Source organism: Microbulbifer flavimaris (assembly GCF_001641755.2).
GTDB lineage: Bacteria > Pseudomonadota > Gammaproteobacteria > Pseudomonadales > Cellvibrionaceae > Microbulbifer > Microbulbifer flavimaris.
Genome location: NZ_LRFG02000002.1, coordinates 218,914 through 240,492 on the forward strand (window position 1 = coordinate 218,914; position 21,579 = coordinate 240,492).

At 60.5% G+C, this 21,579-nt stretch carries 19 protein-coding genes; 7 read left to right on the top strand and 12 right to left on the bottom strand.

Annotation, left to right across the window (positions count from 1 at the left end):
* The first annotated feature begins 119 nt into the window (after positions 1 to 119).
* Complete coding sequence (locus AWR36_RS05770; RefSeq protein WP_141398477.1) at positions 120 to 974, top strand: M1 family metallopeptidase; 855 nt, start codon at positions 120 to 122, stop codon at positions 972 to 974.
* Here the strand turns inward: AWR36_RS05770 and AWR36_RS05775 are convergent.
* Entirely contained in the window at positions 971 to 2,119 is a 1,149-nt protein-coding gene (locus AWR36_RS05775; RefSeq protein WP_067104537.1) for a tetratricopeptide repeat protein, read from the bottom strand. The two genes, AWR36_RS05770 and AWR36_RS05775, sit on opposite strands and share 4 nt — an antisense overlap.
* Before the next feature lie 274 nt (positions 2,120 to 2,393).
* On the opposite strand from AWR36_RS05775, the gene AWR36_RS05780 reads away from it, so the two are divergent.
* Positions 2,394 to 3,932, top strand: coding sequence for a peptide MFS transporter (locus AWR36_RS05780; protein ID WP_067082412.1), 1,539 nt, complete (start codon positions 2,394 to 2,396; stop codon positions 3,930 to 3,932).
* Positions 3,933 to 4,126: 194 nt separating this feature from the next.
* On the opposite strand, the gene AWR36_RS05785 is transcribed toward AWR36_RS05780, so the two are convergent.
* The 8 genes from AWR36_RS05785 to fabV all read right to left on the bottom strand — a co-directional run bounded on the left by AWR36_RS05785 (position 4,127) and on the right by fabV (position 12,289).
* The gene (locus AWR36_RS05785) at positions 4,127 to 4,948 is read right to left on the bottom strand and encodes a sulfite exporter TauE/SafE family protein (protein ID WP_067082416.1); all 822 of its coding nucleotides are present in this window, start codon (positions 4,946 to 4,948) and stop codon (positions 4,127 to 4,129) included.
* 169 nt (positions 4,949 to 5,117) lie between these two features.
* Positions 5,118 to 5,885, bottom strand: coding sequence for an MBL fold metallo-hydrolase (locus AWR36_RS05790; protein ID WP_067082419.1), 768 nt, complete (start codon positions 5,883 to 5,885; stop codon positions 5,118 to 5,120).
* Positions 5,885 to 7,063, bottom strand: a complete 1,179-nt coding sequence (gene bamC / locus AWR36_RS05795; RefSeq protein ID WP_067082421.1) for an outer membrane protein assembly factor BamC — start codon at positions 7,061 to 7,063, stop codon at positions 5,885 to 5,887. The genes AWR36_RS05790 and bamC overlap by 1 nt, the downstream gene beginning before the upstream one ends.
* Before the next feature lie 58 nt (positions 7,064 to 7,121).
* Positions 7,122 to 7,997, bottom strand: coding sequence for a 4-hydroxy-tetrahydrodipicolinate synthase (gene dapA, locus AWR36_RS05800; RefSeq protein WP_067082425.1), 876 nt, complete (start codon positions 7,995 to 7,997; stop codon positions 7,122 to 7,124).
* 129 nt (positions 7,998 to 8,126) lie between these two features.
* Positions 8,127 to 9,092 carry an LpxL/LpxP family Kdo(2)-lipid IV(A) lauroyl/palmitoleoyl acyltransferase gene (gene lpxL, locus AWR36_RS05805; RefSeq protein WP_067082428.1) on the bottom strand — a complete coding sequence of 322 codons (966 nt, stop codon included), beginning with the start codon at positions 9,090 to 9,092 and terminating at the stop codon, positions 8,127 to 8,129.
* A 347-nt stretch (positions 9,093 to 9,439) separates the two neighbouring features.
* Entirely contained in the window at positions 9,440 to 9,673 is a 234-nt protein-coding gene (locus AWR36_RS05810; RefSeq protein ID WP_067082430.1) for a DUF2789 domain-containing protein, read from the bottom strand.
* A gap of 217 nt (positions 9,674 to 9,890) precedes the next feature.
* Positions 9,891 to 10,934, bottom strand: a complete 1,044-nt coding sequence (locus tag AWR36_RS05815; RefSeq protein WP_067082432.1) for an NADP(H)-dependent aldo-keto reductase — start codon at positions 10,932 to 10,934, stop codon at positions 9,891 to 9,893.
* 176 nt (positions 10,935 to 11,110) lie between these two features.
* On the bottom strand, positions 11,111 to 12,289 hold the full coding sequence (gene fabV / locus AWR36_RS05820) for an enoyl-ACP reductase FabV (protein ID WP_067082434.1): 1,179 nt from the start codon (positions 12,287 to 12,289) through the stop codon (positions 11,111 to 11,113).
* Positions 12,290 to 12,756: 467 nt separating this feature from the next.
* On the opposite strand from fabV, the gene AWR36_RS05825 reads away from it, so the two are divergent.
* A complete protein-coding gene (locus AWR36_RS05825) occupies positions 12,757 to 13,176 on the top strand; it encodes an acyl-CoA thioesterase (protein WP_067082438.1) in 420 nt (139 codons plus the stop codon).
* Here the strand turns inward: AWR36_RS05825 and AWR36_RS05830 are convergent.
* From AWR36_RS05830 to AWR36_RS05840, 3 genes are read right to left on the bottom strand one after another with little or no spacing between them, the layout of a single operon-like run.
* Positions 13,139 to 13,909, bottom strand: a complete 771-nt coding sequence (locus tag AWR36_RS05830; RefSeq protein WP_067082443.1) for a sterol desaturase family protein — start codon at positions 13,907 to 13,909, stop codon at positions 13,139 to 13,141. The genes AWR36_RS05825 and AWR36_RS05830 overlap by 38 nt on opposite strands.
* A 48-nt stretch (positions 13,910 to 13,957) precedes the next feature.
* Positions 13,958 to 14,854 (bottom strand): universal stress protein, encoded by an 897-nt coding sequence (locus tag AWR36_RS05835; protein WP_067082446.1) that lies wholly within the window; start codon positions 14,852 to 14,854, stop codon positions 13,958 to 13,960.
* Positions 14,854 to 16,347 (bottom strand): SulP family inorganic anion transporter, encoded by a 1,494-nt coding sequence (locus tag AWR36_RS05840; RefSeq protein WP_067082447.1) that lies wholly within the window; start codon positions 16,345 to 16,347, stop codon positions 14,854 to 14,856. The genes AWR36_RS05835 and AWR36_RS05840 overlap by 1 nt, the downstream gene beginning before the upstream one ends.
* 356 nt (positions 16,348 to 16,703) lie before the next feature.
* Here AWR36_RS05840 and AWR36_RS05845 point away from each other — a divergent pair, with 356 nt between their 5' ends.
* The 4 genes from AWR36_RS05845 (at position 16,704) to AWR36_RS05860 (ending at position 21,571) form a co-directional block, all read left to right on the top strand.
* Positions 16,704 to 17,984: an efflux RND transporter periplasmic adaptor subunit gene (locus AWR36_RS05845; protein ID WP_067082450.1), complete on the top strand. Its 1,281-nt coding sequence runs from the start codon at positions 16,704 to 16,706 to the stop codon at positions 17,982 to 17,984.
* Between the two features lie 325 nt (positions 17,985 to 18,309).
* A complete protein-coding gene (locus tag AWR36_RS05850) occupies positions 18,310 to 19,011 on the top strand; it encodes an ABC transporter ATP-binding protein (RefSeq protein WP_067082452.1) in 702 nt (233 codons plus the stop codon).
* A 12-nt stretch (positions 19,012 to 19,023) separates the two neighbouring features.
* Positions 19,024 to 20,337 carry an ABC transporter permease gene (locus AWR36_RS05855; protein WP_067082455.1) on the top strand — a complete coding sequence of 438 codons (1,314 nt, stop codon included), beginning with the start codon at positions 19,024 to 19,026 and terminating at the stop codon, positions 20,335 to 20,337.
* Positions 20,338 to 20,365: 28 nt separating this feature from the next.
* The gene (locus AWR36_RS05860) at positions 20,366 to 21,571 is read left to right on the top strand and encodes an ABC transporter permease (RefSeq protein ID WP_067082458.1); all 1,206 of its coding nucleotides are present in this window, start codon (positions 20,366 to 20,368) and stop codon (positions 21,569 to 21,571) included.
* Positions 21,572 to 21,579: the final 8 nt, after the last annotated feature.

Genomic DNA, 21,579 nt, shown 5'->3' on the forward strand with positions numbered 1-21,579 from the left:
TTCACTCGAAGCTGACCAAGAGGGGGCGCCATTGGCGCCCCCTTTTTTGTGCCGGAATTTATCTCGGCCAGCGAATCCGCTAACTTGTGTACATGAGCCCCTCTAGCTCGGAGTACTTCATGTCACGAGGACGCCCTGAGACCCGCACGCACTACAGCTTCTCCGGTGGATGTCGCCCATTGTGGCTGCTGCTCCTGTTTCTGGTCATTTCCCCCGCCAGGGCGGAGCTGGTCTGGCACTGGGAGGATTCATTCACAGCGCAGGAACAGGCCAAGCTCAAACGCTGGATCAGCACGACCACGGAGGCCGTAGAGCAACATGTGGCAGCATTCCCTTTTGACGTGCATATATTTTTCTACCGCCGGGACAGCGCCCGCGAGCCCGTACCCTGGGCCAATACCCGTCGGAGCCGTGTTCAGGGTGTCAATTTCCATGTGGACCCCGATTATCCGCTCCAGGCCTTTCTGGATGACTGGACCGCTCCCCACGAACTCAGCCACCTGCTAATCCCCTATCTTGGCCGGAAGCACGCCTGGTATGCCGAGGGTTTTGCGAGTTTCATGCAATTCCAGGTCATGCAGGAAATGGGCATTCTGACCCCGGAGCAGGCGCAGGCCCGGTACCGGGTCCGTGTGGAGCGCGCTGCAAAACGCTACCGTTACGACAATCAGCCCTTTGCTGCAGCTGCACTGAAACTGCGCGCTAACTCAGAATACCCCACCATGTACTGGGGCGGTGCAGTGTATTTCCTGAATGTGGACAGTCAGCTCAGGGAAAAAGGCAGTTCAATGCGTGCAGTGTTAAAAAAGTACGTGCGCTGCTGCAGGTTACGAAATCACGGCATCGAACAAATGACTCAGGAGCTGGATCGCCTGTCTGGAACGGAGCTCTTCTCGAAAACTCTGGCAGAGAACCAACTCAAAACAGGTTTCCCCGATCATCACCAACTACTGAAACAAATGCCCCGGCGCTAGTGTGCCGCCAGGCTTTCCTCTTTCAGAAACTGTAATTTGCGTAGGTAAGCTGCACGCGCTCCATCCGTCTTGGTGAGGGCAAAGGCAGTTCGCAAGCTGTCTTTCGAACTGTCGGTATCGCCAAGGCGCAGGTTGGTCAGCCCCATCAAAAAGTGAAAGCGGTGGTCGTCCTGGTACTGCCGCAGCGCCTTTTTCAGCTGCTTTTTGGCATCCTCGTACTGCCCTACCTCATAGGCTTCACGAGCCTGCTGGTAGAGATAATAAGGATTGCGCGCCCGGTGATAGCGGGCACGGGCAGCGTAGGTTTCTGCCAGCTGGGTCCGCCCCCCGGCCCGATAGAGGCGCTCCAGATTGCTGATGGCAACAAGGTGGCCACTATTGAGCGCGAGGGCCTGGCGATAGCTGGACTCGGCCTCGGCACGATGACCTGCACGGCTGTACAGCGCACCAAGGTTGGCCCACAGGTCAGCGGAGCCCGGTTTCAGGTCAAGCGCCTTGCGCAGGTGTAAAAAGGCGTTCTCCATTTGCCCCACCTGCATCAGCTCCACACCACGATTGCTGTAAAACTGCGCAAACGCCTCCCGGTCATCCAGTCGCCGCTGGTCGTAGAGCGGGTCATAGGCTTCCATATTGAAGTCCACCACCCGCCTGCCACGACGGCTCTCGGAGACCATATTGATATGGCGGTAGACCACAAAGGTCTGGTCATCGTCACTGTCCCAGACAGGCGGCACGTCCACCTCATTGAAATAGGCATCCGCCCCAAGTTCCCTGGCCATAGCCACCATCATCAGCGTGAAAGCAAGGCAGTTGCCCCGCTGCTGGTGGAAAGTCTGGGCAGCCGTGAGTGTGGCATCTGCCTCGTAGTTCACGTGCAGCGACCGCTCATCGAAGGCGCGGATCAACGCGGCGAGCCTGGCATGCGGACTCCTGCCCGGGGCAACTCCCGCGAGGAGCTCGCGGATCTCGGGGGTCAGGGACAGCAGGTCCATATCAGGCAGAGCCGCCGGGTCAACAGGCTCGCCAAGCAGAGCGCTTCCGGACAGCGGGGCGGACACATCCAGAGGCGCTTCAGACGTGGGCAATGTAGTGGTGCAGGCGCTGAGCAGCAACGCTGCCAGCACCAGGGTAACCGGGGCTTTCATCGTTATATTCCCCTGTGAACACATGGTGTTACAGGATTTACCACTAAATTTTGCCGCTGTGAACCCGAATGCGACAAATCACCCCGTTTCATTTGTAACGATTCGCCTGCCTATCGAGCAGCTGGTACACTCCGGGGTCTTGTTGTGGCAGCTGCCAGCCCAGCCAGCAGCTTCCGCAGTCTCGTTAGCCAGGTGTGAAAGAGCGACCGATAAGAGTCACCTGCACCGGGTTCTAAAAGGCTCGACCAAAGCTATAACAACTGGAATACAGGTTATGTCGTCGAATACATATCAGAACAGTGAAGGCTTCTTTGGCCACCCCAAGGGGCTCTCCACCCTCTTCTTCACCGAAATGTGGGAGCGGATGAGCTACTACGGCATGCGCGCCCTGCTCGTGCTGTTCATGACCGCCAGCCTGCAGCAGGAGGGCCTGGCCTTCACTGTTGCCGCAGCCACTGCCATCTACGGCCTCTACACCGGTGCGGTGTATTTCCTCGGCTTGCCCGGCGGCTGGATTGCTGACCGCCTGCTCGGTGGCCAGCGTACCGTCTGGTATGGCGGCATCATCATTATGTGTGGCCATATCGTGCTGGCCATTCCCAGCGACAGCACCTTCTTTATCGGCCTGATTCTGGTGGCCACCGGTACCGGCCTGCTGAAGCCAAACATCAGTGCGCTGGTGGGACACCTCTATCAGCCCGATGACGTGCGCCGTGATAGTGGCTACGCCCTCTACTATATGGGCATCAATATCGGCTCCGTGCTCGGCTACATGATCTGTGGCTACTTCGGTGAGAAGATCGGCTGGCACTGGGGCTTCGGCGCCGCGGCCGTGGGCATGGCAATCGGCCTGATCCAGTACCGCAAGACCATTGGCAACCTGGGCGACGCCAGCCTCAAGCCGGAACACCCGATGACTGCCGAGGGCGCCAAGAAGGCCTGGGGCACTATCTGGGCAGTGGTCGCCGCGGTAGTGGTTATCACCAGCCTGACCATGACGGGCGCCATCACCATCAATCCGGTCGTGGTCGCGCAGTACGTAGCTGTTGCCTTTACCCTGATCTTCTTCGCCTATTACGCGTACATCTACTTCGCTGGCAACCTCAGTGGTTCCGAGAAGAAGAAGATGTGGGCACTGTTCCTGGTGTGTGTGGCCTCGGCCTGCTTCTGGTCTGGTTTCGAGCAAGCCGGTTCCTCCCTGAACCTGTTCGGTCGTGACTACACCGACCGTATGATCGGCGCCTTCGAGATCCCCGCTTCCTGGTTCCAGAACGTCAATCCGATGTTCATCATCATCCTGTCGCCCTTCTTCGCGGCGCTGTGGATCAATCTCGGCAAGCGCATGATCACGCCGTCTTACGGCATGAAGTGCGCCATCGGTCTGATCATCATGGCCAGTGGCTTCATCGTCATGTTCTTCGCTGCCCAGTACGCCGCAGAAGGCCTGAAAGTAGCCCCTTACTGGCTGGTAACCACTTACTTCCTGCACACTGTCGGCGAACTGTGCCTGAGCCCGGTAGCCCTGAGTGCCGTGAGCAAGCTGTCACCGCGCCGCTTTGCCGGCCAGATGATGGGTGTATTCGTACTCACCTACTCCATCGGCAACATCATTGCCGGCCTGCTGGCAGGCAACTTCGATCCGAACAACGTATCCGAACTGCCGAAACTGTACCTGCAGATCGCGATCTTCAGCATCGGTATCGGCGCGGTCATCGCCCTGATCAGCCTCAAGTCCAAGGCCTGGGAAACCCACGGTGACGGTGAAGAGAAAGAACCGGTAGAGCCTGCCGAGGCACCCGCCAAGGCAATCTGAAGCACCGGATAGCAGAACGTCACAGGACGTAATGCAATAAGGCCGCTGGAAACAGCGGCCTTTTTTTATGCCCCGACCCCGGGCAATCATCGCTGGCCATGGCTGTGCAGCCTGAAGAGAAACGGCCCTTACCGAAGAGGGAAGCCAGGCGGAGGATGATCGGGAGCAGCGCGGGTAGTGCTCTTCAGGATGGTTCAAGCCAGCAAGTGGAAATTCAGCCAGATAAAACGCAGGCCGATGACACAGAGCAGTCCTGCAAAGCAGTTTTTCAGCATCTGCGGCGAGAGACGATGGGCCAGCAGTGCTCCGAGACGGGCGAAGAAAGCGCTGGCCAGCACGATACCGAGGAAGGCCGGCCAGTAGATATAACCAGAACTCCAGGGTGGCAATAGGGGTTCGCCCCAACCCTGGATTGCAAAGCTGATGGCGCCGGCAACGGCGATCGGCAGGCCGCAGGCTGCCGAGGTAGCTACAGCCCGCTGCATCTGCACTTTGCAGCGACTCAGGAAAGGCACGGTCAGGGAACCCCCACCAATGCCAAAAATGGCTGATGCCCAGCCAATCAACCCACCGGCGGCCGCCAGTACCGGCTTTGCAGGCAGATGCTCACCATTCTCGCCCAGCTTTGCGCGACGGAAACCATCGAGCCACATCTTGAGCGCGATGGCGAGCGCGAAAACACCAATAAGCAACTGCAGCCAGGCACCTGGCAGTAAGTGGGCAGTCACACCACCGAGCCAGGAACCGAGCAGGATGCCCGGCGTCATGGCGACAAAGATGGACCAGTCCACTGCGCCCTTGAGGTGATGGGTTCGGATTGAACTGATCGAGGTGATGACAATGGTGGCGAGGGAGGTGGCCACTGCCATATGGGTGAGGATCTCAGGGGCAATACCCAGGGCGGTGAAAACCAGCACCAGCGCGGGCACGATGATCAGGCCGCCCCCCACACCAAATAGGCCGGCAATGGTGCCGGCTGCTGCGCCGACGAACAGGTAGATAAGAAGCGTCTCCATCGCTCTCCCCAGCGGTAACTATCCAGACTCACTCGGTCACAGGTTGCGCACTCGCATACGCTGGCTGTCCGTAACCTGCCAGTCGGGAGCCCGGACTGAATGGATTCCCGCCGGCGCGGTGTCAGGTCAACAGACAGACCGAAAACAGCCGGCAGTGATGCCCTCTCTTCTACTTCTCGACTTGCAGCCAGTCAAACCCCTGCTGCTGGCAGGCAAAGATGCAGTTCCCCACCTCTTCTGCAACGCCGCCCAGCGCACGCTGAGCCAGCTCGAGGGTGTTGTTCTTTTCACTGATATGGGCGACAACCAGGTGCTGCAGCTGCTCGAAACCAACCCTCTGCAGAAAGCCGGCCGCCTGCTGGTTGCTGAGGTGGCCATAGGCACCGCCGACCCGTCGCTTCAGTGACGGCGGATAGGGTCCCTGGGCCAGCATCTGCGGGTCGTGGTTGGCCTCCAGGACCAGGGCATCGCAGTCGCCAAAGTGCGTTTCCACATGGGGCGTAACGGTGCCCAGGTCAGTCAGCAGCCCGAGGCTGGCGCCGCGGCTCCGAAAAACGAATTGCGCTGCCTCGCGCGCATCATGGGGCACGGCTACCGGTGTGACCTGGATATCCGCTACAGCGAAGGGCTGATGGCCCTCAATCAGGTGCACACGGGGTAGCTTGCCGATATCCCGCGCACGCAGGGTGCCGGGCGTCAGGAAAACGGGTAGGCCGTACTTGCGCGCCAGCGGCGCCACGCCGGAGAGGTGGTCGCTGTGCTCGTGGGTTACGAGGATGGCCGACAGGTCGGCAGGAGACAAACCGAGCCGCGCCATGCGCCGCTCGGTTTCCTTGATGGTAAAACCGCAGTCCACCAACAGGCAGTGGTCGCCGCTGCGAACCAGTGTTCCGTTGCCTTTACTGCCGCTACCCAGTGACGCGAACCTGAGCGTCATCAGATCAGGTTCTGACGGATGGCCATCAACAGTTCTGAGGCTTTGGCCCGCTTCAGGGGCTGGCCGGTGGTATCGCGGACACGCACTTCCACCAGATCAGGGGTGCTGCGGACCACGACCAGGTAGCCTGGGATCTCCGCCGCCGGACCGCTGCCGATACCCTGCACATTCTGGAACAGGGCCGGCTCAGCACCTTGGTCGACGCGGATATTGGCAACTACCTGCTGCATGGTCACCTGCTCCGCTTCCTGGGCAAGGCTGTCACCCTCATCGCTGCCCCAGGAGAACCAGCCACCATCGTCCTCTTCGTCAGAGAGTTCGCGGTCCTCGTCGTAGGTCACATAGAGAATACCCGTATCGACGTCCTCTTCGTGCAACCGATAAGCGCCGGAGTTAACGGCGTGAGCCACGGTGGCCCAGGCACGATCCTTGCTCAGTGCCAGGGTGATAAAGGGCTCGCGACCGGCGGGCTCTTTCAGCTGAACCTTGACCGAACCACCACCAATGGCCTGGGCCACCAGCGACGCCGCCGCGCCGGTTGCGTCTGCCGCCAGCGCTGTGGACATTTCATCGATCATCCAGCCCTCACGCTCGGGGCTGCTGGACATCTCTGGCCAGCTCACCGCAGCGCTGGCCGGGGTTTCCGCCGGAGCAGAGAGGTGGCGAACGTGCACCTCAGTGGTATCCGGCTGTACGCCGGACTCCACCCGCAAGCGGTACTTGTCTTTGGTTTCCGGGGAATCCTTAAACTGCAGCCAGGTAGTCTCCATGATGCCGGCGGTGGCATCGGAGCGCTCCAGCTGCAGACCGGAGGTGCGCAGGAAATAGTGCAGCTGCGGCCAGACCTCTTCTGGCGGCTGTGAAACCAGCACCCAGCGGCGATTGCCCAGCTTCTGGATCTTCACCCGCTCCAGGCCTGCGTTCACCGCCAGCGCCTGCGGGCGAGGCACTTCGAATGCACCGCGCTCCAGCTCTGCGCTGCCCACCTGGGGAATCTCGTACAGCTCCTCCTGATTCTTGGCTTCGACGCCTTCGGGCAACTGCAGCGGCGGCAGGCTGTTGGCCATCTGGTAATCGTCGCCGCGATCGCGGAAATAGCCGTTGTCACCGAACACGCCGCAGCCGCTCAATGTGAGGCCGGCGATGCAGAGGGCGGCTCCAGCAGTCAGTCTTGTCATTATTGCGTTCCTAAATCGAATTCTTATATGCGGCACTGTCGCTGGTGGACGACAGGACTCAGAGTACACCGGCAGTGCGCAGTGCCTCGCGAACAGTAGCGTGATGTTCCGGGGACAGGCTGGTCAGCGGCAGGCGGATGCCACCGTCGATATGCCCCATTTCCCGCAACGCCCACTTTACCGGTATCGGGTTGGACTCCACAAACAGCACTTTGTGCAGAATCTGGATCCGCTGATCGATCGCCCGGGCAGTTTCCGCGTCACCGCGCAGCGCCGCTGCACACATCTGTGCCATTGCGGCCGGAGCGACGTTGGCAGTCACACTGACGTTGCCATGACCACCCGCCAGCATCAGCTCCAGGGCCGTGGCATCGTCGCCGGAGTAGATAGCAAAGTTTTCCGGCAGCGTCTCGATCAGTTCCCGCGCCCGCTCCAGATCGCCGGTGGCCTCCTTGATACCGACAATGTTGCTGATGGCGGCCAGACGACGCACCGTCTCTGGCTGCATATCGACCGCAGTGCGGCCCGGCACGTTGTACAGAATCTGCGGGATGGCGACCGCTTTGGCCACTGTCTTGTAATGCTGGAAGAGACCTTCCTGGGTCGGCTTGTTGTAATAGGGGGTTACCAGCAGGCAGGCATCCGCACCACACCTGGCCGCGGTTTCGGTCAGTTCGATGGCCTCGGTCGTAGAGTTGGCGCCGGTCCCGGCGATCACCGGGATACGCCCTGCCACCTGATCGACCACGCGACGAATGACCTCGAGGTGCTCGTTCACATCCAGGGTGGCAGATTCGCCGGTGGTGCCCACTGCCACGATGGCGTTGGTACCCTGTTCGATATGCCACTCCACCAGGTTGTGCAGGCTGTCCCAATCCAGGCCGCCATCTGCGTACATTGGGGTAGCCAGAGCCACCAAACTGCCGGAAAACATCCTAACTCCTTACTGTTGGACCCGCTTGCGGTGCTTCACCGCAAGCCAGTGCCGCCGAAAAATAGACCGGTATGTTACTGAGCACCGGGGGCAGATGCCAGAGCGCCCGGAGAGCTGTCTCTCGAATCGCTAACCCGCGACCTTCCTGCGCTTTTTCTTACGCTTGCGCACGCCGTCGTATATGCCCGGCTCCCCCGGAGGGCGGGTTTTGAAGCGCCGGTGAACCCACATGTACTGCTCCGGGTTCTCGCGCATGCGCGCTTCGACAAACTGATTGACCAGCACAGCGTCCTTCAGTTCGTCTCCGGAGGGAATTTCCTCGATGGGTGGGTAAATCTTGACCCGGTAGCCGGCGCCCTCCTCCAGCCGGGTTACGATATAGGGCACCACCTGTGCACGACCCACACGGGCAAAGCGTGAGGTGCCGGTGACCGTTGCCGCAGGCTGACCGAACAACGGGGCAAACACCCCCTGCTTGATGCCGTAGTCCTGATCCGGCGCATACCAGACCGCACGGCCCCGCTTCAGCGCCCGCAGCATGCCGCGTACATCCTTGCGCTGGAATACCTCCGAGTCCGCACCGTGGCGCTCCCGGCCCTTGCGCTGCATATAGTCATAGACCGGGTTCTTGTGCGGCCGGTACATCCCGTCCACCGGGTGGCTCAGGGACATGAATTGGGCGCCGATCTCCAGAGTGGTGAAATGCATCGCCAGCATCACCACACCCTGCCCGCGCTCCGCCGGCCCCTGCAGGTGTTCCAGCCCCTCGATGGTGAAGCGCTTTCGCAACCAGCGACTGGAGCGGAACCAGGCCATGCCGGTTTCCATCAGGGCGATACCATTGGACTCAAAATTACGCCGTAGGAGAGCACTGCGTTCCGATTCGCTCTTTTCGGGGAAACACAGGGCCAGATTGCGTTCGGCGATGGTCCGGCGGCTGGGAGCCAGGCGCAGCATCAGCCGCCCCAGCAACCGGCCAATACCCAGCTGCCAGCGGTAGGGCAGCTGAGCCACCAGGTACCAGAGACCGAAAAGGAGCCATGTCGGCCAGTAGCGCGGATGCAGTAATGCCGCGCGGAAATGCGGTTTTTCCATATGCCAGGGGGATCGATTGCCGCCAGAGAGTGAGAAAGCGGCGCATTATAGCGGATAAATCCCTGCCAATGCGCCGCCCAGGCGGACCTGCCCCATCCTGATGATGTGGGCTGCGCAATCGCAACTGTTACCAAGCGGCCAGGGCAAGGTTCCCGCCAGGCTGCCCGACGACATGAACCGCTGCGAGCCGCCTCAGCCCGGCGGAAGGTTCGCGCCGCTGGTACTCTGCAACCGTGGGCGCCACATGCTCACCCCGGAGGCCTCACGCAGGATGTCCTTGTTGTTGGTATCAAGCTTGCTCCGGCATCAGCCCCGGCGGCCAGTGACAACGGAGCGAACTGGCAACTTTAATGGCGCAGCAGCGTATCCAGCTCGTCGACCACTTCGCACCAGTCCGAATCATCCTGGATCGCTTCTTTCAGAAACTCGCGCTGCCCGTCGGACCAGAAAGGTGCCTGGGCGAGCTTCTGGTCGCCGGCCAGGTGATGGCGGGCAATAAACTCGTCAATCGCAGCATCCTCGGAAGCGAGACCAAGCTGCGCAAACAGGTCATTCAGGTTGTGATGTGTCGAAGTATCCATGGCGGCTCCAGCTGAAAGTGGCATAGGGTTGTTCTGCCTCCTATCGGTCAATTATAGAGGGCACTGCCGGCCTCACGGTGACGAAAGGCGATCACGCCTCGCCGGGATGGCTCGCCAGCCCTCCCCTATCCAAGACCTTTGGGCTGCCGCCGGAGAATTCAACCGCGTCTGGGCGCTCGCCGGCGGCAACACGCCCCACCACCTAACCCGCTCCGGTTCAGGGGGCAGGATTCGGGTTCTCGCCGTGGATTGCTTCGATCCGCTCCAAAACAGCCTGATCCAGCACGATGGAAATGCTGTCGATATCGCTGCGTAACTGCTCCATCGTTGTCGCGCCGATGATATTGGCGGTCACAAACGGCTGCTGATTGACGAAGGCCAGTGCCATCTGCGCCGGATCGAGACCGGCCTCACCAGCCAGCCGCACGTATTCAGCCATCGCCGCCTCCGCCCTTGGCCCGGTGTAACGCTGGAAGCGCTCGAACAGGGTCAGGCGCGCACCGGCAGGTTTTTGCCCGCCGAGGTATTTGCCAGACAGGGCCCCGAATGCCAGTGGTGAATACGCCAGCAGGCCACACTGCTCGCGGATTGCCATTTCGGCACAGCCCACCTCGAAGGTCCGATTCAACAGGTTGTAGGGATTCTGAATACTGGCGATGCGCGGTTTTCCCTGGGCTGCGGACAGCTTCAGGTATTCCATCATGCCCCAGGGAGTCTCATTGGAAACGCCAATGTGACGCACCTTACCGGCCTTGACCAGTTCCTCCAGCGCATCGACGGTTTCCGCGATAGCGATACCGTCATCGCTGCCATGCTCGTAACCGAGGCGACCGAAGAAGTTGGTCTGCCGCTCTGGCCAGTGCACCTGGTAAAGATCGATGTAATCCGTGCGCAGCCGCTGTAGGGATTCGTCGCAGGCGGCAAAAATCTGCTCGCGATTCAGGCGGGGGCCGCCGCGAACATGACCGACGCCGGAATTGGCATCACCTCGGCCGGTCACTTTGGTGGCGAGAATCAGCTGATCCCGGTTTCCCCGCGCCGCGAGCCAGTTACCGATGTACTCCTCAGTGCGCCCCTGGGTTTCCGCACGCGGCGGCACCGGATACATCTCAGCGCAGTCGATAAAGTTCACACCCCGATCCAGCGCATAGTCCAGTTGCTCGAAAGCCTCCGCTTCCGTGTTCTGTTCGCCGTAGGTCATGGTGCCCAGGCAAATCACGCTGACATCCAGACCGGTGGTGCCAAGCTTGCGGTATTCCATGGAAAGCTCCTGTCACTCGAATATGCCTTGCATTATGCAGGATGCAGATCGGGGATTGCAGGATCAGTGGGTTGCGTGAGCAACGGCAGGGGAGATTGGGGAGAGATTGGGGAGAGTTTGGAGAGTAATCTGCGGAAAAATACTGGAGCGGCGGGCGCCGCTCCAGTGATCGACAGTTATTCGAAGTCTGCCTTTACCACGGGGCTTGTGTCCGCCTCGTAGTCGATACCATCAACGCCGAAACCGAACAGCTTCAGGAAGTCGGCCTGGTAACCCTTGTAATCGGTCAGTTCGAACAGGTTTTCCTCGGTGACTTCCGGCCACAGCTTTTCAATCTTGGCCTGGGTCTCGGGACGCAGTTCCTTGTCGTCCACCCGATAGCGGTTGTCGTTGTCCAGGCGCGGGCTGTCGGTATACAGGCCTTCCGTGTACAGGCGGTAGAGCTGCTCGATACAGCCCTCATGGGTACCCTCTTCTTTCATCACCTTGTAAACAAGAGAGATGTACAGGGGCATCACCGGAATGGCGGAACTGGACTGGGTGACCAGTGCCTTCAGTACGGCGACGTGCGCGTCCGCCTTGCCGCTTGCGGTAATTTCCTTGGCCGCGCGGTCCAGGTCCTCTTTTGCCTTGCCGATGGTGGCGTGGCCGTAGATAGGCCAGGTCAGCTGCTCACCGATATAGGTGTAGGCCACAGTCTTGCAGTCATCGGTGAGCACGCCGGCTTCGCCGAGCGCATCCAGCCACAGCTCCCAGTCCTCGCCGCCCATTACCTTCACGGTGGCCGCGATCTCTTCCTCGTTGGCGGGCTCGAGGGTGATGTCAGAGATTTCCAGCTTGTCGGTATTGAGGTTGCGGGCAGTGTAGGACTTGCCGATCGGCTTCAGCACGGAGGAGTGCAGCTCGCCGGTTTTTGGGTCCTTGCGACGCGGGGAAGCGAGGCTGTAGACAACCAGATCCACCTTGCCCATGTCCTGCTTGATCATTTCGATGGCCTGGGCCTTCACCTCATCGGAGAAAGCATCGCCATTGATGCTCTTGGCATACAGCCCGGCCTTGTGCGCCTCCTCTTCGAACGCTGCGGCATTGTAATAACCTGCAGAGGCAGTGCGCTTTTCCGTGGGCGGCTTTTCAAAAAACACCCCCAGGGTGTTGGCGCCACTGCCAAAGGCGGCGGCGATGCGGGAAGCCAGGCCGTAGCCAGTGGAAGCACCCACCACCAACACGTTTTTGGGGCCACCCTCGATCGGCGACTGCGCCTTGATGTAGTCGATCTGCTCACGCACGTTGGCGGCACAGCCCTGCGGGTGGGCATTGGTACAGATAAAGCCTCGCACTTTTGGCTGAATAATCATGCCGAATTCTCTCCCTTCGTCGTTGGGGATACTGGGCAGCGCGCAAGCCAGGGCTCACGCGCACACCGCGATTGTTCGGGGCCGCGACCCGACCACCTGCGTGGTCGGCCGGTCACAGCAGGGTGCCCATTCTACGGGGGATTACCGGTCAGTCCAGAGGCATAGGTGACCCGGGCAAATCTGCCTGTCCAGAATATCCGGGGCCTCGGCCAAAGCGGCCAAGGAGGTTGGCAGACAGGTGCCCCGACGCAGGGCGCGGGGCCCGGTGCTGGTGCGAAAGCCAGCCGCGACCGGGAAGCCACTGCCGCGCAGCGCCCGATACGCGGTCGACCGGCAGCTGGCACGGATAGTGCAACTCCCTGAGTGAGTGAAATCAACGCCGGTGCCTTGTGGCACAGGCCCGGGCCGCGACGGATAGCGGCCCCTTTCACTCCCCACTCATTTACGCAAGAGGCAGAGAGGTACCCATGAAATACTATTCACGTCATTTCGTAAAACCCGCGGACCTGAATCCGGCTCAGCGGCTGTTCGGGGGTCAACTGCTGGCCTGGATCGACGAGGAGGCAGCCATTTTTGCCGGCTGCCAGATGGGTACCCCAATGGTCGTTACCAAGTTGATGTCGGAAATCGACTTCGTTAGCTCCGCCTTCTGCGGCGACGTTGTGGAATTTGGCTTCGAGGTAGTCGATATCGGCCGCACATCCCTCACCATTCACTGTGAGGTCCGCAACAAGCAGACCCGCGAGCGGATTTTGCAGGTGGAGCGCATTGTCTTTGTAGCCCTGGATCTCGAGGGTCGGCCAACGCCGCACAAAAAAGCGGGCATGACGCTGGACCAGGCTCGGGAGGCTACAGTCGCGGACCGCGAACAGCGGCTGGCTGGCTGAACTCACCGGACTCTGACGAGGCGGAAGTAACGTTCGGCGCCCGGTAAAGGGTGCCGAACAGCCAGTCCCCTAGTGGATAGGTGATATTGAAGTTGTATTTGCCCATCAGCCTCGGATTGTGATGCGCGGTGTGCAAGCGGCGCAAACGCGACATGCCGGGCAGGCGCCCGATGATGGAGTTCTCCCGGGTGTGGTACGCATAGTGCAGCAGCTCGTAATTGAGAAAATAACCAAACACCGTCGCCCCGTAGAGCCAGCCCACATTACTGCCCAGCAGCCAGGCAATCAGCAGCCCTGTCGGCAGAACGGTCACCAGAAGAAAGAAGATCACCAGCACAGGCGGGAACAGGACCGCGTGGAAGTCCCGGCTGCCCTCAAATGCCATGGCATCGTGACGAAAAAAACGGTGATGGCGCAGAGTGTGGCGTTGGTACACGCCGGATAAAAGGCGGCGACGCCAGCCGCGGGGAGCCCGATGCATGGGGCCACGATGCCCCCAATACTCCATCAGGTTGATATAGATAAATGCCAGCGGCACCGTCAGCCACTGATACCAGGCAGGGTTGCTCAGCTGGAGCAGGCAAAAGGTGATCAGTACCAGGCTGACTGTAACGGTAAAAGCCAGATGCAGCCAACCGCTGTAACGGGGACCGATGTAGTGCTGGCGATAGCGCCGGCGGAATGCGCCCGGCGCCGGGGTTTCTTTTGGAGTACTGGGACCAGTCTGCGTCATGATTGCCTCGAGCGAGTGTTCCGAGGCAGCCTCCGCCGACGCAGTGCGTCAGCGCAACAGCAACAAAGGCTGCGAGGTTTTCAATAACATCTTTGCGGTAATACTGCCCATGAGCAGGTCCCGCAGCCGATTGTGACTGAAGGCACCCATTACGGTGAGGTCGATGGCATGCTCGCGCTGGTAATCGATAAGCGCCTCCACGGTCTTGCCGGAGAGGCGGTTGGCGGTCACGCTCAGACCCGCAGTTTCCAACGTTGCACTTGCCTCGGCCAGCAGTGTTTCCGCCTTCTCGGCATCACCCACGAACACCAGGTGACAGCTGACATCGCGAAACGCCGGGCTGTCCGCCACCATACGCAGCGCCTTGCGCGCGGCCTCACTGCCATCGTAGGCCAGCATCATCCGCTCCGGGCGAGCGAACTCCTGATTGACCACCAGAATCGGCTTGTGCAGCGAGCGCACCACGGTTTCCAGCTGCGAGCCCAGTCCCTGCTGGTCCTCGCCGTGCTCCTCGCCGCGAATACCCAGCACCAGGACCCGAATACGATCCTCCAGCTCAACCAGGGACTCCGGCAGACTGTCGTGACGCTGACAGGTCTCAACCTGCTCGATGCCCGCTTGAACCACCCGTTCACGAGCCGCCTGCAGCATCAGTTTGCCCTGCTGCACCAGCAGCTGAGAACGCTGCTGCTCGAGGGCCGTTAGTTCCTCCAGCAACTCCTCCTGGCTGCCAAAGCCGATACTGCCGCTCAGGTCCGCCACCGCGGGCACATTGCTGCGCTCGATATTGTGCAGCAGCTTCAGCGGCGCACCGGTGCGCCCGGCAATCCAGGCCGCATAATCACACACGGCACCGGTAAAACGGGAGCCGTCGACACAGGTCAGCACGACTGGCTCGCCACCGTTCACAGTGAAAGCCTTATTGTTATTGTCCTTGTCGCTCATCAATGTCCTCCGAGGACTCTCTCAATCTCTTCCGGCTTGTCGTGTACACCAAAACGGTCGACGATGGTCTCACTGGCCTCATTAAGGCCCACCAGCTCCACCTCGGCGCCCTCGCGGCGAAATTTCACCACCGACTTGTCCAGGGCATACACCGCAGACACATCCCAGAAGTGGGCGCGGCTGAGGTCGATGACCACCTTATCCACCACTTCCTTGAAATCAAATGCATCAACGAACTTGTCGGCGGAGTTGAAAAACACCTGCCCTACAACACGGTAAGTGCGGCAGCTGTTCTCTTCATCCAGTTCCGACGCCACATACATAAAGTGGCCGACCTTGTTGGCGAAGAACAGGGACGCCAGCAGGACGCCGACCAATACACCATAGGCCAGGTTGTGTGTCCACACTACCACAACCACTGTGGCCAGCATGACGATGTTGGTGGAGAGCGGGTGGTGCTTCAGGTTGCGCACGGAATCCCAGTTAAAGGTACCGATGGAAACCATGATCATCACCGCCACCAGTGCGGCCATGGGAATTACTGCCACCCAGTCGCTGAGGAACACCACCAGTGTGAGCAGGCCCACACCGGCCACCAGCGTGGACAAACGACCCCGGCCACCGGATTTCACATTGATCACCGACTGGCCGATCATCGCACAGCCCGCCATGCCGCCCATGCTGCCGGCGGCGAGGTTGGCGATGCCCTGGCCCTTGCACTCGCGGTTCTTGTCGCTGGTGGTATCGGTCAGGTCGTCGACGATAGTGGCCGTCATCAGGGATTCCAGCAGGCCCACCACTGCCAGTGCGGCGGAGTAGGGGAAGATAATCTGCAGGGTCTCGAAATTCAGCGGCACATCGGGCCACAGGAAAATCGGCAGCGTATCCGGCAGGTCACCCATGTCACCCACGGTGCGGATATCAATGCCCATGGTCACCGCCACCGCGGTCAACGCCAGAATACAGACCAGCGGCGAGGGAATGATCTTGCCCACCACCGGGATGTAAGGGAACAGGTAGATAATACCCAGACCCGCCGCCGTCATGGCGTAGACCTGCCAACCGGCGCCGATCAGTTCCGGCATCTGCGCCATAAAGATCAGGATCGCCAGCGCATTCACAAATCCCGTCACCACTGCCCGGGAGACAAAACTCATCAGACTGCCGAGCTTCAGGTAACCGGCGATGATCTGCAGCACCCCGGTCAGCAGCGTCGCCGCCAACAGGTACTCCAGGCCGTGTTCCTTCACCAGCGTCACCATCAGCAGCGCCATGGCCCCCGTGGCCGCGGAAATCATACCGGGGCGGCCGCCCACAAAGGCAATCACCACCGCAATACAGAAAGAGGCGTAGAGGCCGACGCGGGGGTCGACACCGGCAATGATGGAGAAGGCAATGGCCTCGGGGATCAGCGCCAGGGCGACCACCAGGCCCGCCAGCACATCGCGGCGGATATTGCCGAACCAGTCGGCTTTCGTCGAAGACAGCAGCATATCGAAGGGAGTCCCGTGCGGGTGAACAACAATTGATCAAAAAAAGGGCGCGCACTCTAACACGAGGCCCGATCTCCATAAAGAGACAAGCCCCTGTCCGCACCGCGGACAACCGGACAGCGGACACTGACAGCGGACACCCCGCCCCGGACGGCAACTGTCAAAATTCTAAAAAAATCATTCAAATTCAGGCAGTTACTGCATAAAGCAAAGCTGGCACAGCCCTTGCTAAACCCTCTTTCAGAGCAGCCCGTCGCACAGTCTGACAGGGCCTGCATCCGAACCGGGTGGCTGCCGCGTCACACAAGAGCGGGTTACCCGGATGGGTCGAGTTCAATGATGGAACGGAAACAAGAATGATCAGAGATACCTCCGGGCAGGATGTCGTCTTGAAATCAACTCCGGCGTGGAAGAGACCACGCAACCTCCAGCTGGGCGCCGCGGCCATCGCCGTTGCGACCTTCCTCGCCTGGGGCGCCAGCAGCTGGTGGCGTACCAGCAGCGTTGACGGGACCGTGTCACTGTCACAGGTCAACATCGCCCAGGTAGAGCGTGGAGACCTGATCCGGGACCTGGTGGTGCAGGGCCGCGTAGTCGCCGCCAACAGCCCCACCCTTTTCAGCCCGGCCCAGGGCATCGTCAAGTTTGCCGTTAAAGCCGGGGATACCGTGCAGGCGGGACAGCTACTGGCGGAAGTGGACAGCCCGGAGCTGGACAGCGAACTCGCCCAACAGCGGGCATTGCTCACCAAGCTGGATGTGGAACTGCAGCGGCAGAAAATCCAGGCCAAGCGCCAGCAGCTGGAAAACCGCCAGCGGGCGGACCTGGCCAAGGTCACCCTGATCGCGGCCCAGCGGGAACGCAAGCGCGCCGAGCTGTCCATGGAAAAGCAGATCATCTCCCAACTCGACTTTGAGAAGGCTTCCGATGACCTGGCCCGCGCCCAGCTCGAATACGACCAGGCCGAGCAGAACGCCGCGCTGGAACAGGAGGCCCTGGCCTTTGAGACCCAGACCCTGGAACTGCAGCTCTCCCAACAGAAACTTCAGGTGGAAGAGCTTGAACGCAAGGTCAAGGAGCTCCGCATCACCTCTCCGGTAGACGGCACTGTTGGCAGCCTCGCGGTAACACAGCGCAGCGCCGTGGCCCGCAATGCACCGCTGATCACTGTCGTCGACCTCTCCAGCTTTGAGCTCGAAGCCGCCGTGCCGGAAAACTACGCCGACGACCTGGGGCTCGCCATGGCGGTTGAAATCAACCTGGGCGGGCGCAAGCTGCCCGGCGAAATCACCGCCATCTCCCCCGAGGTGATCGACAACCAGGTACAGGCGCGGGTGCGCTTTACCGATCAGCAACCAGAAAACCTGCGCCAGAACCTGCGCCTGACCGCCCGCATCCTGCTGGAAAACCGAAGCGACGTAATCCTGGTCCGCCGCGGCGGATTCCTGGACCAGAGCGGCGGACGCTACGCCTGGAAACTCAACGGCGAAGGCGAGGCCGTGCGGGTGCCAATCCAGATCGGCGCCCTGGGTCTGAACCAGGTAGAGATCGTCTCCGGCCTGCAGGAAGGCGACCAGATCATTATCTCCGCCGACGAGGTACTGGAGCGGGCGCAACTGGTTGCGTTGAAAGACTGATTCGCAAAACAGGGCCAGCCAGGTGCGAGCAAACCCTCCCCGTCTGAAGCCCTTCAAGAAACACAATCGACGTTGACCGGAAAGCTGCATCAGCGGGGCCTGCTTGCGGGACCTTCTGCGGCCAGGGACGGCCGCAGAGAGCGTACAGGGAGGTATCCACAGCGTGTCCCGCAAGCAGGCCCCGCTGGTGCAGCTGCCAAGACAGTTGAAGCAGAAACAGACATTACAGGCATCCCGCGCGCTCAATGAGACGCTGGGGCAGCATCAAATTATTGAATTACTGACACAAAATTCGGAACCAACTTGAGAGAAAAGGGAAACCACCATGCTGAAAATGCACAACATTCGTAAGAGTTATCGCACCGATACCATCGAAACCCACGCGCTGCGCGATTTCAGCCTGGAGGTGGACGAAGGCGAGTTTGTTTCCGTCACCGGCCCCAGCGGCTCCGGCAAGACCACCTTCCTCAATATCGCCGGCCTGCTGGAAACCCCGACAGGGGGCGAATACCGGCTGGATGGTGAGGACGTGAGCAATCTCAACGACCGCCAGCGCTCGCGCCTGCGCAATGAAAAGATCGGCTTTATTTTCCAGGGCTTCAACCTGATCCCTGACCTGAACCTGTTCGACAACATCGACGTACCGCTGCGCTATCGCGGCTTCAATGCCAAAGAGCGTAAGAAACGTATCGAAAAAGTCCTCGACCAGGTGGGTCTGTCGGCCCGCGCCAAGCACCTGCCAGCACAGCTTTCCGGCGGTCAGCAACAGCGTGTCGCCATCGCCCGCGCCCTGGCTGGCGAGCCCCGTTTCCTGCTCGCGGATGAGCCCACCGGTAACCTGGACTCCCTGATGGCCCGCCAGGTCATGGAGTTGCTGGAATTCATCAATGAATGGGGCACCACCATCGTCATGGTCACCCACGACCCGGACCTGGCCCGCCGCGCGCATCGCAATATCCAGATTGTCGATGGCCAGGTCTCCGACCTGCACCGGGCCACGGCACCTGCCACAGCGGAAATTGCTTAAGGGAGTCAACCCATGATCGGATACTACATCTCCCTGGCGCTCCGCAGCCTGCGCAGTACGCCCATCTTGAGTGCTCTGATGGTGGCCGCCATCGCCGTGGGCGTCGGCGCAGCTATGACGACATTGACCCTCAACTACATGATGTCCCGCAATGCACTGGCTGAAAAAAACGAAGTGCTATATGCCGTGCAGCTTGACAGCTGGTCTGCCACGAACGGCGTGGACAACTCCAGCGAAATGCCCTGGCAGGTGACCTACCAGGATGCCGTCCGCCTGCTGCGTTCGGATATTCCCTCGAACCAGGTAGCCATGCATCGCTGGGGCGGGCCTATCACCCTGGAAAATTCAGAAATACGCCCGTTTATTGCCGACGCCCGCGTTACCAGCCGGGACTTCTTCGCCCTGTTTGATGTGCCGTTTATCTACGGCGGCACCTGGACTGCTGAGGCCGACAACAACCCGGTGCAGCAGATCGTACTGTCGGAAAAGACCAATGACAGGCTGTTCGGGGGTGAAAACAGTGTGGGCCGCAGCGTCAACTTCAACGGCGCGGCGTTTACGGTGGTTGGTGTCACCGAGCACTGGCAGCCCAGCCCCAAGGTCCACGACCTGAACAATGGTCACTTTAATGACTCTGCCGAAATTTTCCTGCCGTTTGGACTGCATCGCCAGTTTGAGATTTATCCCTGGGGCAACACCAATGGCTGGAAATCGGAGGAAATCAACAGCTACGAGGATCGCCTCAACAGTGACATGGTGTGGCTCCAGTACTGGGTCCAGCTGGACAGTGCCGAGCAGGTGGAACGCTACGGGGATTTCCTGACGGGCTATATCCGTGAGCAGAAAGCCCAGGGCCGCTTCCCCCGACCGCTGAAGTTTGGCCTCAGCCACCCCTCCGAATGGCTGACCCTGAATGAGGTCGTGGATGGCGATGATCGTATGCTGAGCTGGCTGTCACTGGCCTTCCTGCTCGTGTGCCTGGTCAATGCCGTGGCTTTACTGTTGGCAAAGTTCCTGCGCAAGGCTCCAGAGGCAGGCGTGCGTCGGGCACTGGGCGCGAGCCGGCAATCCGTATTCAGCCAGCACCTGGTGGAGAGCGGTTGTGTGGGTCTTGCCGGTGGCCTGGTGGGTATTCTGCTGACCCTTGCCGGGCTGGGCCTGATTCGCCAGCTACAGATGGGCTACATGGACCGTGTCGCTGCGATGGACTGGGCCATGATGCTGGCGGCCATCGGCCTTGCGGTTCTGTCCAGCCTGCTTGCCGGTCTGTACCCGGCCTGGCGAATCAGCCGTACCAACCCTTCCATCTACCTGAAGACCCAGTAAGGCCCAAGCGGTCAGAGAGGAAAGTACCATGCTGGAACTGAGACCCATTTTATCGGCGCTCTGGCGCCACAAAGTTTCCGCCCTGCTGATTGCCCTGCAATTGGGGCTGACCCTGGCCATTGTCAGCAACGCGCTGGTGGTGATCGATGAGCGCAGCGAGCGCATCTCCCGCCCGACGGGCCTCGCTGTAGAGGACATCAACAGCTTCAGTTTCCTGGCCATCCCGGAGGACTATGACAAGTTCGAGGCCTTCCGGCTGGACCTGGATATGATCCGTTCACTGCCCGGTGTCGCCAGCGCCACCATCAGCAACCATGTCCCCCTTTCCGGCAGCGGCTCCGCCAGCGGCTTTTACACGGAACCAAACAAGGAGACCGGGGGTATTAGTGCCAACTACTACACCGTGGATGAGCACTTTATTGATGCACTGGGCATGAAACTGACGGCCGGCCGCGGCTTTTCCCCGGAAGAGGTCATGCAGGTCGGTGCCACCAGCAGCGAGCGCCCGACAGTGGCTGTCGTCACGCAGAAGTTTGCCGATGAGGTATTCCCCGAAGGCAACGCCCTCGGCAAAGCGTTTTTCCTCGGTGGCGACGATCATCCCATCGAAGTTGTCGGCATCGTCGAGCGCAACCTGGGCCCCTGGCCAAACTCCTCCGTTGCCGGACGCGGCGTCTTCTACCCGGCAATCATGGATCAGTGGTTCTATTACATCGTGCGCGCCGAGCCCGGACAGCGTGATGCTGTGTTGAAGCTGGTGGAGGAGAAACTGGCCGAACGTGATCCCAACCGTGTGATCAACGCCGACACAATGGAGGAACAGAAAGCTCAGCAGTACGCCAGTGACAACACCATGATCAAGGTACTGGCCAGCGTCGTCATTCTGCTTACCTTTATCGTGGCTCTGGGTATTGTCGGTCTGACCGTATTCTGGATCACCCAGCGGCAGAAGCAGATTGGAGTGCGGCGTGCCCTCGGCGCGACCCGCAGCGCCATCAGCCGCTACTTCCTGCTGGAAAACCTGATCATCGCCGTGACCGGCATCGCGCTGGGTGCGGCAGCAGCGCAGGTCTTCAATGGTTTTCTCGCCAGCGAGTTCAACCAGCCGGCATTGCCACCAATCGTGACCATCTCGTGTGCGCTCTTCCTGCTCGGGGTGAGCCTCGCTGCAGCCCTGGTACCGGCGCTGCGGGCAGCCAATATTTCGCCTGCCACTGCCACACGTAGCGTGTAGAATGAGGC

What these genes read in the sequence shown, in the direction of transcription:
- AWR36_RS05770 (WP_141398477.1), top strand. Translation starts at nt 120, where the DNA reads ATGTCACGAGGACGCCCTGAGACCCGCACGCACTACAGCTTCTCCGGT.
- AWR36_RS05775 (WP_067104537.1), bottom strand. Translation starts at nt 2,119, where the DNA reads ATGAAAGCCCCGGTTACCCTGGTGCTGGCAGCGTTGCTGCTCAGCGCC.
- AWR36_RS05780 (WP_067082412.1), top strand. Translation starts at nt 2,394, where the DNA reads ATGTCGTCGAATACATATCAGAACAGTGAAGGCTTCTTTGGCCACCCC.
- AWR36_RS05785 (WP_067082416.1), bottom strand. Translation starts at nt 4,948, where the DNA reads ATGGAGACGCTTCTTATCTACCTGTTCGTCGGCGCAGCAGCCGGCACC.
- AWR36_RS05790 (WP_067082419.1), bottom strand. Translation starts at nt 5,885, where the DNA reads ATGACGCTCAGGTTCGCGTCACTGGGTAGCGGCAGTAAAGGCAACGGA.
- bamC (WP_067082421.1), bottom strand. Translation starts at nt 7,063, where the DNA reads ATGACAAGACTGACTGCTGGAGCCGCCCTCTGCATCGCCGGCCTCACA.
- dapA (WP_067082425.1), bottom strand. Translation starts at nt 7,997, where the DNA reads ATGTTTTCCGGCAGTTTGGTGGCTCTGGCTACCCCAATGTACGCAGAT.
- lpxL (WP_067082428.1), bottom strand. Translation starts at nt 9,092, where the DNA reads ATGGAAAAACCGCATTTCCGCGCGGCATTACTGCATCCGCGCTACTGG.
- AWR36_RS05810 (WP_067082430.1), bottom strand. Translation starts at nt 9,673, where the DNA reads ATGGATACTTCGACACATCACAACCTGAATGACCTGTTTGCGCAGCTT.
- AWR36_RS05815 (WP_067082432.1), bottom strand. Translation starts at nt 10,934, where the DNA reads ATGGAATACCGCAAGCTTGGCACCACCGGTCTGGATGTCAGCGTGATT.
- fabV (WP_067082434.1), bottom strand. Translation starts at nt 12,289, where the DNA reads ATGATTATTCAGCCAAAAGTGCGAGGCTTTATCTGTACCAATGCCCAC.
- AWR36_RS05825 (WP_067082438.1), top strand. Translation starts at nt 12,757, where the DNA reads ATGAAATACTATTCACGTCATTTCGTAAAACCCGCGGACCTGAATCCG.
- AWR36_RS05830 (WP_067082443.1), bottom strand. Translation starts at nt 13,909, where the DNA reads ATGACGCAGACTGGTCCCAGTACTCCAAAAGAAACCCCGGCGCCGGGC.
- AWR36_RS05835 (WP_067082446.1), bottom strand. Translation starts at nt 14,854, where the DNA reads ATGAGCGACAAGGACAATAACAATAAGGCTTTCACTGTGAACGGTGGC.
- AWR36_RS05840 (WP_067082447.1), bottom strand. Translation starts at nt 16,347, where the DNA reads ATGCTGCTGTCTTCGACGAAAGCCGACTGGTTCGGCAATATCCGCCGC.
- AWR36_RS05845 (WP_067082450.1), top strand. Translation starts at nt 16,704, where the DNA reads ATGATCAGAGATACCTCCGGGCAGGATGTCGTCTTGAAATCAACTCCG.
- AWR36_RS05850 (WP_067082452.1), top strand. Translation starts at nt 18,310, where the DNA reads ATGCTGAAAATGCACAACATTCGTAAGAGTTATCGCACCGATACCATC.
- AWR36_RS05855 (WP_067082455.1), top strand. Translation starts at nt 19,024, where the DNA reads ATGATCGGATACTACATCTCCCTGGCGCTCCGCAGCCTGCGCAGTACG.
- AWR36_RS05860 (WP_067082458.1), top strand. Translation starts at nt 20,366, where the DNA reads ATGCTGGAACTGAGACCCATTTTATCGGCGCTCTGGCGCCACAAAGTT.